The following is a 12,910-nucleotide window of genomic DNA, read 5'->3' on the forward strand; positions in this document are numbered from 1 at the left end:
CGCCGCCTGTCTCACCCCCCGAGGATTGCCTTGATGCCTGCCCTACCGCCTGCCAGCGACCTGACCATCTGCTTCGCCCATGCCGCCTACCAGTTGCAGGCCGAGTTCGCGACCCGCGGCCATGCCGCCAGGAGCTTCGAGGTCCGCTCGCTCGACGAGCTGAAGGCACGGGCGCCGGAGGCCGATGTCGTGGTGGCGTCGGGTCTCTGGCGCAATGAGCTGATCGCGTCCTGCCCGAAGCTGCGCTTCGTCCAGTCGGTCTCTGCCGGAACGGACCAGTACGACAAGGCCGCCTTTGCGGCGGCCGGCATCCGGCTGGCGAGCGCTCAGGGAGCCAATGAGCGGGCCGTGTCCGAGCATGCCATGGCGCTGATCCTCGGCCTGACCCGCCAGATCCATCTCGCCCGCGACAACCAAACCGCCGCGACATGGCGGCCGATGATCGGTGACCGCGCCCGGCGCGAGGACGAGCTCGGCGGCAAGACGCTGCTGATCGTCGGTCTGGGCCGCATCGGCCTGCGGCTGGCGACGCTCGCCGCCGCCTTCGGCCTGCGTATCATCGGCGTGCGCCGCAGCCCGGAGCCGCATCCCGACATCGAGGCGATCGTGCGGCCCGACCAGCTCCACGAGGTGCTGGCGCAGGCCGATATCGTCGCGCTGACCTGCCCGCTGACGCCCGAAACCGAGAACCTGATCGACGCGACGGCGCTGGCTGCGATGAAGCCGGGCGCGCTGCTGATCAATGTCGCGCGCGGCAAGGTCGTCGACGAGAAGGCCCTGATCGCGGCGCTGTCGGAAGGGCGCATCGCCGGCGCCGGGCTCGACACCTTCGTCGAGGAGCCGCTGGCGGCGAGTTCGCCGCTTTGGGCGATGAAGAAAGTCATCGTCACGCCCCACAGCGCCGGCGAAACCCGCGCCTACGAGACGAATGTGGTCGACCTGCTGGTCGACAACCTCGCCCGCCTCGGGCGCGGCGAGACGACCTTGCGCAATCAGGTGGTCTGACCAGAGCCTGCAAAATCACGCCGTCATTCCGGGGCGGGCCGTAAGGCCCGAGCCCGGAATCAATGAACACGACAGGAGGTCGGTGGGCCCGGCCCCGGAGGTCCTTCGGCGGCTGCGGTGGTCATGGGTTCCGGGCTCTTCGCTTTGCGAAGCCCCGGAATGACCGGGTGGTTCCAGAATAAGTCGCTCACGCCCGCAAGCCACGCCACCAGCTGCGCGCCGCGTCGCGGGCGCGGAGCGCGAAGGCGTAGGCCGCGCTGCTGCACACCCAGTCGAGCGCCCGGCGCCGCAGCCGGTCGAGCAGCGTCATCAGCCAATTGAGCCAGCCATAGGTTAGAAGCTTCTCGCGCCCGGCATGGTAGATCCGCTCGACCAGCAGGAAGCTGACGAGATGGGCGAAGGCGAAGACGACGAGCCCGCTCCGGAAACGGCCATCGGCCATCATCCACAGGCCCAGCAGCTTCAGCGGTTCGGCGATCGCGAAGGGCACCGCCAGCAGCGCCAGGATCGAAAGCCGCGACTGACGCGCGATCATGGCCTCCGCTCGCGCCACGATCCGGAGTGACGCCACCCAGTCGATCAGCGGCCGGTAGAGCGGCCGGGCGATCTCGTCGAAGACGATGACGACGGTCAGGACCGCGCGCAGGATGGCGAAGAGGAGGCTGGCGAGGGGGCCGCGTGTCTCGTCCCGGGTCGGCGGCTGCGTCATCGATCGTCCCTGCCTCGCGCCCGGCCGCTCATCGGCTTGCGTCGCGCCGACTCAATCCTCCGTGATCCCAGCAATTCTGGGGCGTCCGGATCAAGCGCGTGTCATCCCGGATGCAGCGAAGCGGAGATCCGGGACCCATGCCGGAGCGCTTGCCGGAGAGGTTCCGGAATGGGTCCCGGGTCTCCCTGCCGGTCGCCCGGGACGACTCGCGCTTGTGTGACGAGGTGATTCGGGACCGAAGGAGGCTCACCCCACCTTCGCATCCTCCAGCATCATCGCTGCGCCCTTCTCGCCGATCATCATCGTCGGGTTGGCGGTGTTGCCGGAGGTGATGGCGGGCATGACGGAGGCGTCGATGACGCGCAGGCCCGCCACGCCGCGCACCCGAAGCCGCTCGTCGAGCACGGCGCGGGCATCGTCCGGACGTCCCATCTTCGCGGTGCCGACGGGATGGAAGATCGTCGTCCCCAGCCGCGCCGAGGCGTCCAGCAAATCCTCGTCGCTCGTCGCCGCCGGCCCCGGCAGATGCTCCTGCGGCCGGAAGCGCGCCAGCGGCGCCTGCCCGACGATACGGCGCGTCAGCTTCATCGCGTCGATCGCGACCTGCCGGTCGGCCTGCGTGTCGAGATAGTTCGGCGAGATCGAGGGCGCGTCCTCGGCGCGCGGCGTGGCGATATGGACATGGCCGCGGCTGGTCGGGCGCAGATTGCAGACGCTGGCGGTAAAGGCGTCGAAGGGATGCAGCCCCGAGCCCCAGGAATCCAGCGAGAGCGGCTGGAAATGATACTGCAGATTGGCGGTGGCGTGCTCGGGCGAGGATTTCGCGAAGGCGCCGACCTGGGATGGCGCCATCGTCAGCGGCCCGCTGCGCAGCGCCGCATATTGCAGGGCCATCAGCGGCCGGCGCCAGATCTTGGCGTAGTCGCTGTTGAGGGTCCGCACGCCCTCGACCTTGTAGACAGGGCGGATCTGGAGATGGTCCTGCAGGTTCTCGCCGACGCCGGGCAAATCCGCCACCGTCGCGATGCCCAGCCCCTGCAGCCGCGCCCCGTCGCCGATCCCTGAGCGCTCGAGCAACGCCGGGGAGCCGATCGCACCGGCCGACAGCACGACCTCGCCCGAAACCTCGGCCCGCAGCTTCTCGCCGCCATGCGTGAACTCGACCGCCGTCGCGCGGCCATCCTCGATCACCACGCGCTCGACCAGCACATTGATCTCCAGCCGCAGATGGTCCTCGCGGGCGTCGAGCACCGGCCGCAGAAAGGCGTTGAAGGCGCTCAGCCGCCGCCCGCGCCGCTGGTTGACCTGGAAGTACGAGGAGCCCTCGTTGTCGCCGGTGTTGAAGTCGTCGATCTTGGCGATGCCGGCCTCGGCCGCCGCCTCGCGGATCGCGTCGAGGATCGCCCAGCGCACGCGGGGATGCTCGACCCGCCATTCCCCGCCGCTGCGGTGGACCCCGCTCTCGCCCGGGCCGATATGGTCCTCGTGCTTCAGGAAATAGGGCAGCACGTCGTCCCAGCCCCAGCCGGAGAGCCCGAGCTGGCGCCAGCCGTCATAGTCTGCCGCCTGGCCGCGCATATAGACCATGGCGTTGATGGCCGAGGAGCCGCCGACGACCTTGCCGCGCGGATAGGCCAGCGCCCGGCCGCCGAGGCCCGGTTGCGCCTCCGTCTTGAACAGCCAGTCGGCGCGCGGATTGCCGATGGCGAAGAGATAGCCGACCGGGATGTGGAACCAGATCCAGTCGTCGCGTCCGCCGGCCTCCAGCACCAGCACCCGCGTCCTGGGGTTGCGCGACAGCCGGTTGGCGACGACGCAGCCCGCCGAACCCGCGCCGATCACGACATAGTCGAAACGGCCGATCGTGCGGCGGTCGGTCTCTTCGGCTGCGGCCATGGCGTCCCTCGGGGCTGCGGCGGGTGCGCTCCCGCTCTGCGCCCACCGTTAAGCGGCGCGGCCAGAGGCGGCAATGGCGCGTTGGCGCGAACGGCCTGTGCAGGAGGCCTCAAACCCGTGGCATCCACGGCCCGCCGCTTGCTTGGGCCGCCGCGAGCGGTTGATATGGCGCCGCGGCCTGACGCCGTCCGCCCGGGAGAGTGTCGATGGGATATCGCGTCGCGATCGGCACGCGCAGCTATCTCTTCAGCGATCTGAAGGAACTGATGGCGAAGGCGACGCCGCCGCGCTCGGGCGACCGGCTGGCTGGGCTCGCGGCCGGGTCGATGGAAGAGATGATGGCGGCGAGGATGGCGCTGGCCGATCTGCCGCTGCGCACCTTCCTGCACGAGGCGCTGATCCCCTATGAGACCGACGAGGTCACGCGGCTGATCGTCGATACGCATGATGCAACGGTCTTCGCTCCCGTGGCCTCGCTCACCGTCGGCGCCTTCCGCGACTGGCTCTGCTCGGACGCCGCGACCACGGAGGTCCTCGCCCGACTTGCACCGGGCGTCACGCCCGAGATGGCGGCGGCGGTCTCAAAGCTGATGCGCAACCAGGACCTGATCCTCGTCGCCCGCAAATGCCGCGTCGTCACGCGCTTCCGCAACACGCTCGGCCTGGCGGGCCGCATGGCGGTGCGCATCCAGCCCAACCACCCGACCGACGATGCCGCCGGCATCCTCGCCTCGACCATCGACGGGCTGAGCTATGGCTGTGGCGATGCGGTGATCGGCATCAACCCGGCCTCCGACAGCACCGCCAAGATCGGCGAACTCCTGCGCCTGCTCGACGAGTTGATCGCGCGCTTCGCCATTCCGACGCAAGGCTGCATCCTGACCCATGTCACCTCCTCGATCGCGCTGATCGAGCAGGGCGCGCCGGTCGATCTGGTCTTCCAGTCGGTCGCGGGCACGCAGGCCGCGAACGCCTCCTTCGGCGTCACGCTGGCGCTGCTGCAGGAGGGTCTGGAGGCCGGCCGCTCGCAGAAGCGCGGCACGGTCGGCGACAACCTGATGTATTTCGAGACCGGGCAGGGCGCGGCGCTCTCCGCCAACGCCCATCACGGTGTCGACCAGCAGACGCTCGAGGCGCGCGCCTATGCGGTCGCGCGGGCCTACCAGCCACTTCTGGTCAACACCGTCGTCGGCTTCATCGGCCCCGAATATCTCTATGACGGCAAGCAGATCATCCGGGCCGGGCTGGAGGACCATTTCTGCGGCAAGCTGATGGGCGTGCCGATGGGCTGCGACATCTGCTACACCAATCATGCCGAGGCCGATCAGGACGACATGGATACGCTGCTCACCCTGCTGGGCACGGCCGGCGTCAACTTCATCATGGGCGTCCCCGGTGCCGACGACGTCATGCTGAACTACCAGTCGACCTCCTTCCACGACCAGCTCTACATCCGCGAGGTGCTGGGCCTGAAGCGCGCCCCGGAGTTCGAGGACTGGCTGCTGCGCATGGACATTGCCGACGCAGCTGGAAAGCTCAGCGTTAGTCAGGGCGGGCCCGCGCTGCTCGCGGCGATGCAGGACCGCGCGGCATGAGCGAGCCGGAGAAGCCGCCGGCCCCGGGCCGCTTCGCCGATCTCGCGCGGCTGACCCCCGCCCGCATCGCGCTGGGGCGCACGGGCGCGTCGCGGCCGACAAGCGAGCTGCTGCGCTTCGGCCTCGCCCATGCCCAGGCGCGCGATGCGGTGCATGCCCCGTTCCGGCCCGACGAGGTCGCCGCCGCGCTCGCCGGGCTCGGCATCGAGACGCTGGCCGTCGAAAGCGCGGCCCGCTCGCGCGAGGATTATCTGCGCCGGCCGGACTGGGGGCGCAGCCTGTCGCCGGAGAGCCTGGCCGCATTGCAGGCGCGGCGAGGCCGGTTCGATCTCGCCATAGTGGTCGCCGACGGTCTCTCCTCCACCGCCGTCCACCAGAACGCCGCGCCGCTGGTCGAGGCCCTGCTCCCCTTGCTCCGGCGTCAGTCGCGGACGCAGGCGCCGGTCGTCATCGCCTCGCAGGCACGCGTCGCGCTGGGCGACGCGGCGGGCGAGGCGCTGCGCGCGCGCATGGTTCTCGTCCTGGTCGGCGAACGGCCAGGCCTGTCCTCGCCGGATTCGCTCGGCGCCTATCTCACCTTCGCGCCGCGGACGGGGCTGACCGACGAGGCGCGCAACTGCATCTCCAACATCCGCCCCGGCGGGCTGGGCTTCGCGGAGGCGGCCTTCCGGCTCGCCTGGCTGATCGACCAGGGCTTCCGCCACTCGCTGACCGGCGTCGGCCTCAAGGACGAGAGCGACGCGGCGCTGGAGGCGGGCGCGGCCGCCGGGCTGCTGCCGCAGGGCTGACGCGCTCAGCCCGCGAAGCCGCCCTCGGCCAGGAAGGCCGCCTCTTCCGGCGTCGTCTCCCGCCCGAGCAGCGCGTTGCGGTGGGGGAAGCGCCCGAAGCGCCGGATCACGTCGCGATGACCTTCCGCATGCTTGGCCGCATCGCCACCGAGCGGCGTGCTGAGCGCGACGGAGAGGTCCTGATCCGTCAGATCCTCGGAATGGCAGAAGGGCAGGTGCAGGAAGAGCCGCAACTCCGGTTCGGTCGCCGTGCCGTGGCCGCGCGCCTGCGCCAGCCGCGCGAAATGCCGCGCCAGCGGGTCGGTCGCATACATATGCGCCGTGCCGCGGAAGCTGTTGCGCGGGAACTGGTCGAGCAGGATCGCCAGCGCCAGGCTGCCCGGCGCGCTCTCGGCCCAGCCGTCCAGCTCCCGCCGCGCCGCCGCGAAATGCAAGCCCAGGAAGCGCTCGCGGAACAAGGCGTCGAAGGCAGCGTCCTTCTTGAACCAGCGCTCGGCACCAGCGTCGCGCCAGAAATCGATGACGGACTGCGCCGTGTCGGCTGCGCCGCGACGAGGGCCGCCCGTGATGTCCTGCTGCATTCTGACGCTTCTCCTGTCCGGCGCCCGCCGCCCGGCCACTCCGCCTCCCGCTGGGAGGAGACGGCCCCCGCGCGGGAGGGGCTTGATAACGTTGGGGCAACGGCGTCATCTGGAGGGGTGACGCCGATGCTGCCGCCACGCTCCCGTGAACAGCCGACGGCCGAGGACAGGCCCGGCAGGCCGGTCCACGCGTTGATCAGCCATGATATTGCCGAGACACAGGCCTGGCTCAATGCCAGGCTGCTTCGCGACATGCGGCTGGAGCCGCTGGGCCCCGACGGGTTCGAGGCGCGGCTGACGGCGCATGCCCTGGCCGGCGCCCAGCTGATCCACGCCGAGTATCCGCAAGGGATGCGGCTGAAACGCGGCGAGCGGCATGACGATCTGACGATCCGCATCGTCGCCGCCGGCGGAAGCCTCTATTCCGCAGGCCCGCAGACACTGGCCGCGGTGCCCGGCCGCGGCCTCATCCTCAACACCGGACTGTGCGACTCCGGCGAGTACGGCCGCGGCAGCGTGCACACGACCTTCACCCTGCCCGGGGAAGAGGTCGCCCGTATCCTGCAGGGGGCTTTCGGGCGTCCCGCCAATGAGCGCCTCGCCATCGCCGCGACGATCGATCTGGCATCCGCGGACGGCGCCACGATCGCGGGGTTGCTGGCGGCAATGGAAGCGGGGCTGACGGGCGAGGCGCCGCTGGCGCAGACGCCGCAGGCTGCGCGCCCGCTGCGTGATGCGCTGGTCCTGCTCGTTCTGGCGCGTTGCCCCAACCCCTACGCCGCCTGGTTCGAGGCTCCGGTCGCCGCGCCCGCACCCTGGCAGATCCGCCGCGCGATCGCCTTCATCGATGCCCATGAGGCCGGCCTGCTCACGGTCCAGGAGGTCGCCGACGCGGTCGGCATCGGCCTGCGCTCGCTCCAGGAGGGCTTCCGCAAGCACAAGCACGTCTCGCCGCACGACTACATCAAGCAGACGCGGCTGGCGCGCGTGCGCAGCGAACTGCTCGACCCGGCCTCCACACGCTCGATCGAGTCGATCGCGCGGCATTGGGGCTTCGTCAATCGCGGCCACTTCGCGCTGGATTACCGCACGGCCTTCGGCGAGCAGCCCTCGCAGACCCGCCGCCGCCGCTGAGCCGGCCCGGCACGTCTCCGCATCGTTTCGACACAGCAGCGCCCGGGCACTCTGCCGAGTGGGTATGTGCCCTAACGTAACAACCTGTCATCGGACATGGTGAATCCAATCTTTCCGCGCGTGGCCCGCCCGACTCCGCGCACGCGGCGCCGACTCGGCGCGCGCAGAATCGTCTTGAATCGCTTAAAATAAAAGACTGCATTTTTAAGTGAATTATAAGCTTGTTAGCCGAGATTCTTTGTATGCAGCGCAAAAGATCGAAGTAACGTTCGGTTCGGGGCCAAGACGATGAGCAAGACAAATGCCGGTGACCTGCAAAGGTTCCAGGCCGGAGCCGATTCGACGCTTCGAAACGCCAAGGCGACGGCCGCGGCCCTGACCACGTTGCTGGAGTCGGGCGCGGGCCTGGAGATCGACTGCTCTGGCGTCGAACAGGCGGACATCACCTTCGTGCAGACGCTCGTCGCGGCGCAGCGCAGCTGCGCGGCGCGCAACCTTTCCTTCGCCCTCGGCGGAATGAGCGACGTCGTCGCCTCCGCTTTCCAACGGGCCGGCGTCACCGCGCCCGGCTCGATGCCTTCCGAACTGTCCGGGATCTGACCATGGCCAACATCCTCACCGTCGACGATTCGCCGAGCGTCCGGCAGATGATCAAGCTCGTGCTCGGCCCGGCCGGGCACAATGTCGTTGAGGCCGGCGACGGATCGGAGGGCCTGGCCAAGGCCAAGGCGCAGAGCTTCGACCTCGTCATCACCGACCTCAACATGCCGGTGATGAACGGCATGCAGATGATCAAGGCGCTGCGCGCCCTGCCGGCCTTCATGGGCACGCCCATCGTCTTCCTGACCACGGAATCTGACGACGCCGTCAAGCAGGAGGCCAAGGCCGCCGGCGCGACGGGCTGGATCACCAAGCCGTTCAAACCCGAGCAGCTGCTCGCCGTCGTCGCCAAACTCGTGAGGGCCTGATGGAACTCGATCCGACGGAAACATTCCGGCAGGAAGCGTCCGAGCTGCTGGACTCACTCGAGAGCGTCCTGCTCGATCTCGGCCAGTCGCCGCAGAACCGCGACCTGATCGACGCCGCCTTCCGGGCGCTGCACACGATCAAGGGCTCGGGCGCCATGTTCGGCTTCGACAAGGTCGCGGCCTTCACCCATGATTTCGAGACCGCCTTCGACCTGATCCGCAAGGGCAAGATCGACGCGAACCACGAGATCGTCACGGTTTCCCTCTCGGCCCGCGACTACATCCGCACGCTGATCGAGGACCCCGACTCCACCGACCCGATCATCGGCGACGCGATCGTCGAGGAGCTGCAGCGCCTGATCGGCGCCGGCCCGGCCACGGCGAAGGAGGCAGGCCCCGCGGCCGAGAACGCCCCCGAAGCCGCGCCCGAGGCTCCCGCCTCCGCCGGCTGGCGTATCGAGATCGCCTTCGAGCCCGGCATCCTGCGCAACGGCACCAACCCGCTCGTCCTGCTCGACGATCTGCGCGCGCTCGGTCCCTGCACGGTCGAGGCCGACACGGCCGCGATCCCCGTCCTGGCCGACCTCGACCCCGAGACCTGCCTGATCACCTGGACGGTAACGCTGGAGAGCGCCTGCTCGCAGGACGAGATCGAGGACGTCTTCATGTTCGTCCGCGACGAGATGAAGCTCGTCATCACCCCTCTCGCTGCCGCCGGCCAGGCCGGTTTCGGCCTCGACATGTCGATGCCGGGCGAGGCGCCGGCCGCGGCTGCGGAGCCCGTCGCGAAGGCCGAGGCCGCGCCCGCCCCGGCCACCCGCGCGGCTGCGCCCGCCCCCGCCGCGCCGGCCCCCGAGAAGGCCGAGCTGAACCGCCGGGCCGAGGACAAGGGCACCACGACGGTGCGTGTCCAGGCCGAGCGCCTCGACGAGCTGATGGACCGCGTCGGCGAGCTGGTGATCGCCCAGGCCCGCCTCAGCCAGATCGCCCATTCCGGCAACGACCTCGCCATCAAGGCGATCGCCGAAGAGATCGAGCGCCTGGCCTCGGGCCTGCGCGACTCGACCATGGGCGTGCGCATGGTGCCGATGGGCTCGCTCTTCGCCCGCTTCCGCCGCCTCGTCCACGACCTCTCGCGCGATCTCGGCAAGCCGGTCGACTTCGTCACGGTCGGCGAGGACACCGAGATGGACAAGACCATGATCGAGCGTCTTGCCGATCCGCTGGTCCATCTCATCCGCAACGCCATCGACCACGGCATCGAGAGCGCCGAGGACCGCGCCAAGACCTCGAAATCGGCGACCGGCCGCATCGAGCTGGCTGCCCGCTATGTCGGCGCGCAGGTGCTGGTGACGGTGCAGGACGACGGCGCCGGGCTCAACACCGCCCGCATCCGCGCCAAGGCCGAGGAGAACGGGCTGATCCCGCCCGGCGCCAATCTCAGCGAGCACGAGATCCACCAGTTCCTGTTCCATCCCGGCTTCTCGACCGCCAAGACGATCTCGGCGCTCTCGGGCCGCGGCGTCGGCATGGACGTGGTCAAGCGCACCATCGAGGCGATGCGCGGCACCATCGATCTGACGACGATCCCCGGGCATGGCTCCTCGGTCACGCTGCGCCTGCCGCTGACGCTCGCCATCATCGACGGCCTGCTGATCCGGGTGGGCGAGGGACGCTACATCATCCCGCTCTCGGCGGTGGAGGAATGCATCGAGCTGACGGCGGCCGACGAGGCCCGCGCCAAGGGCCGCAGCTTCCTCAATGTCCGCGGCGACCTCGTGCCCTTCCTGCGGCTGCGCGATCTCTTCGATTCCGAGGGCCAGGCCGATCCGCACCAGAAGGTCATCGTCACCTCGATCGGCGACACCCGCGTCGGCCTCGTCGTCGACCAGATCATCGGCAGCCACCAGACGGTGATCAAGTCGCTGTCCAAGCTCCACGCCGACGTCACCATGTTCTCCGGCGCCACCATCCTCGGCGATGGCTCGGCGGCGCTGATCCTCGACGTCGCCCAGCTCGTCACCCTCGGCCAGTCCCGCGCCGAGACCGACAGAACCCCGGAGGCCGCGTGATGACGCAAGCTCAGATGCAGGTCGCCGGCGCGGATGCCGGCGCAGGCCTTCCGCCGATGGCCGAGACGCAGCTCCAGGTGCTGATGGTCGGGCTCGGCAACGAGATCTTCGCGATCGAGACCGACATGGTCCGCGAGATCATCGACCCCGTGCCGGTGACGCGCGTCGCCGGCGCCCGCTCCTTCCTGCCGGCGCTGATCAATGTGCGCGGCAACGTCATTCCGCTGGCGGATCTGCGCATTCGCTTCGGCATGCCGAAGACCGAACAGACCGCCGATACGCGCATCGTCGTGATCGAGGTCGAGATCGACGGCGATCCCGTCACGCTCGGGCTGCTCGCCGACAAGGTCTACGAGGTCACCGAGGTCTCGACACGGCACATGCAGCAGACGCCGCGTCTCGGCAGCCATTGGCGGCCGGAGTTCATCCGCTTCATCACGAAGTGGAGTGAGGAATTCGTCATCGTTCCGGACATGTCCAGGATTCTGGGCTGAGTTTTACTTGGGGATTGGGGGCTAAGAGTATGCGTTTCACGATCAAGGCCAAGCTGGCGACAGCATTTGGCGTCATCATCACACTCTCCATGGTCGCCGGCGGGCTCTCCTATCAGGAGCTGGCCAAGATGGAGACGTCCCAGCAGACCATCATCGGTCAGGGCCAGCGGATTTCGAAGATCGCTGAGATCCAGAGCCAGCTCCAGGCCCAGGTCCGCGCCGAGAAGAACGCGATCCTCGCCTCCGAGACGAAGGACATCGAGGCCGCCGCGGCCGAGATGATGACGCGCCGGGCCAATGCCGCGCGGATCACCTCGGAACTCTATGCGATCGCCTCGCCCGAGGGCAAAAGGCTGATCGACCAGGCGACGGCCAAGAGCAAGGTCCTCAACGATGTCCAGGACGAAACCGTCCGCAACGCCAAGCTGAACTCGGCCAATCGCGCCTATGATCTCTGGGCCGCCGAAGGTGTCCCGGCACTGGCGGCGCAGAACGCCGCCTATGACGCAGCCCTGACCGAACTCGCCAAGCAGCCCGACTCGATGCAGCACACCGTCGCCGGACGCGCGGTGATGACGGCCCGTTACGAGACGGCGCGCTATCTGCGCATGCTGATCGAGACCTTCACCGCCACGACGATGGCGGATCTCGATACCAAGCGTCAGGCGCTCGCCAACCAGGGCGAGGCTTTCAAGCGCACCAAGGCGGCTGCCGTTTCCGCGCTGAAGGGCGTGGGTCTCCCGACCCAGGACATCGAAAGCCGGGGCGAGCAGGTGCTGTCGGTCGGCACCCGCGCCTCCGACATCGCTCGCGAGGGCGGCGTCATCAAGGCGACCGACCTGACCAAGAGCGAAGGCCGCAAGGCCCTGCTCGAGACGCTCGCCGCCTATGACGCCTACACGGCCTTCGCCGAGAAGCGCATGGCCGAGATCGCGACCGAGGCGACCTCGGCAGCCGCCTTCGCCAAGATGATGCTGCTCTCGATCGTCGCGGCCTCGCTGCTGATCGCCGTCGCTGCCGCCGTCTGGATCGCGCTCAACATCAGCCGCGGTGTCGCCGGCGCCGTCGCCATCGCCAATGCGGTTGCGGCCGGCGATCTGACCCAGACCGCCAAGGTGCAGTCCAATGACGAGGTCGGCGATCTCGTCACCGCGCTGAACGGCACGGTCGAGAAGCTGCGCGAGGTCGTCGGCCAGGTGACCTCGGCCGCCGAGAACATGTCCTCGGGCTCGCAGGAACTCTCGGCGAGCGCCGAGCAGCTCTCGCAGGGCTCGACCGAGCAGGCTTCGTCCACCGAGGAAGCCTCCTCCTCGATGGAGGAGATGGCCGCGAATGTGAAGCAGAACGCCGAGAACGCCTCGACGACCGAGAAGATGGCGACCCAGTCCGCCCAGGACGCCGAGGCGTCGGGCGTCGCGGTCGGCAAGGCGGTCGAGGCGATGCAGACGATCGCGCAGAAGATCAACATCGTGCAGGAGATCGCCCGCCAGACCGATCTGCTCGCCCTCAACGCCGCCGTGGAAGCGGCGCGAGCCGGCGAGCATGGCAAGGGTTTCGCGGTGGTGGCGTCCGAGGTGCGCAAGCTCGCCGAGCGCAGCCAGGCGGCCGCGGCCGAGATCGGCACGCTCTCGACCGATACGGTGAAGGTCGCGCAGGAAGCCGGCTCGA

Annotated in this window: 12 protein-coding genes; 9 read left to right on the forward strand and 3 right to left on the reverse strand. The window is 69.1% G+C overall.

What is annotated here, in order from left to right; translation table 11 throughout:
* The first annotated feature begins 33 nt into the window (after positions 1 to 33).
* On the forward strand, positions 34 to 1,005 hold the full coding sequence (locus ACFPN9_RS23420) for a D-2-hydroxyacid dehydrogenase (protein WP_066721524.1): 972 nt from the start codon (positions 34 to 36) through the stop codon (positions 1,003 to 1,005).
* 187 nt (positions 1,006 to 1,192) lie between these two features.
* Here the strand turns inward: ACFPN9_RS23420 and ACFPN9_RS23425 are convergent, their stop codons facing one another.
* Both ACFPN9_RS23425 and ACFPN9_RS23430 read right to left on the reverse strand, forming a co-directional pair.
* Positions 1,193 to 1,714: a hypothetical protein gene (locus ACFPN9_RS23425; RefSeq protein ID WP_082735376.1), complete on the reverse strand. Its 522-nt coding sequence runs from the start codon at positions 1,712 to 1,714 to the stop codon at positions 1,193 to 1,195.
* Between the two features lie 246 nt (positions 1,715 to 1,960).
* Entirely contained in the window at positions 1,961 to 3,610 is a 1,650-nt protein-coding gene (locus ACFPN9_RS23430; protein WP_066721523.1) for a GMC family oxidoreductase, read from the reverse strand.
* Positions 3,611 to 3,816: 206 nt separating this feature from the next.
* On the opposite strand from ACFPN9_RS23430, the gene ACFPN9_RS23435 reads away from it, so the two are divergent.
* Positions 3,817 to 5,205 (forward strand): ethanolamine ammonia-lyase subunit EutB, encoded by a 1,389-nt coding sequence (locus ACFPN9_RS23435; protein WP_066721522.1) that lies wholly within the window; start codon positions 3,817 to 3,819, stop codon positions 5,203 to 5,205.
* Positions 5,202 to 5,993, forward strand: coding sequence for an ethanolamine ammonia-lyase subunit EutC (eutC, locus tag ACFPN9_RS23440; protein WP_066721520.1), 792 nt, complete (start codon positions 5,202 to 5,204; stop codon positions 5,991 to 5,993). The genes ACFPN9_RS23435 and eutC overlap by 4 nt, the downstream gene beginning before the upstream one ends.
* 5 nt (positions 5,994 to 5,998) lie before the next feature.
* On the opposite strand, the gene ACFPN9_RS23445 is transcribed toward eutC, so the two are convergent.
* On the reverse strand, positions 5,999 to 6,574 hold the full coding sequence (locus ACFPN9_RS23445; RefSeq protein ID WP_066721518.1) for a DUF924 family protein: 576 nt from the start codon (positions 6,572 to 6,574) through the stop codon (positions 5,999 to 6,001).
* A gap of 126 nt (positions 6,575 to 6,700) precedes the next feature.
* On the opposite strand from ACFPN9_RS23445, the gene ACFPN9_RS23450 reads away from it, so the two are divergent.
* The 6 genes from ACFPN9_RS23450 to ACFPN9_RS23475 form a co-directional block, all read left to right on the forward strand.
* Positions 6,701 to 7,708: a helix-turn-helix transcriptional regulator gene (locus ACFPN9_RS23450; protein ID WP_377817706.1), complete on the forward strand. Its 1,008-nt coding sequence runs from the start codon at positions 6,701 to 6,703 to the stop codon at positions 7,706 to 7,708.
* Between the two features lie 288 nt (positions 7,709 to 7,996).
* Positions 7,997 to 8,308 carry an STAS domain-containing protein gene (locus ACFPN9_RS23455; protein ID WP_066721515.1) on the forward strand — a complete coding sequence of 104 codons (312 nt, stop codon included), beginning with the start codon at positions 7,997 to 7,999 and terminating at the stop codon, positions 8,306 to 8,308.
* A 2-nt stretch (positions 8,309 to 8,310) separates the two neighbouring features.
* Positions 8,311 to 8,676 (forward strand): response regulator, encoded by a 366-nt coding sequence (locus tag ACFPN9_RS23460; RefSeq protein WP_067991669.1) that lies wholly within the window; start codon positions 8,311 to 8,313, stop codon positions 8,674 to 8,676.
* A complete protein-coding gene (locus tag ACFPN9_RS23465; protein ID WP_377817767.1) occupies positions 8,673 to 10,748 on the forward strand; it encodes a chemotaxis protein CheA in 2,076 nt (691 codons plus the stop codon). The genes ACFPN9_RS23460 and ACFPN9_RS23465 overlap by 4 nt, the downstream gene beginning before the upstream one ends.
* Before the next feature lie 56 nt (positions 10,749 to 10,804).
* Positions 10,805 to 11,242 (forward strand): chemotaxis protein CheW, encoded by a 438-nt coding sequence (locus tag ACFPN9_RS23470; protein WP_067255172.1) that lies wholly within the window; start codon positions 10,805 to 10,807, stop codon positions 11,240 to 11,242.
* 29 nt (positions 11,243 to 11,271) lie between these two features.
* The coding region (locus tag ACFPN9_RS23475; protein WP_377817707.1) for a HAMP domain-containing methyl-accepting chemotaxis protein at positions 11,272 to 12,910 on the forward strand (1,639 nt) is incomplete at its 3' end.

It is taken from the genome of Allobosea massiliensis (assembly GCF_042655245.1).
Taxonomy (GTDB): Bacteria; Pseudomonadota; Alphaproteobacteria; order Rhizobiales; family Beijerinckiaceae; genus Allobosea; species Allobosea massiliensis.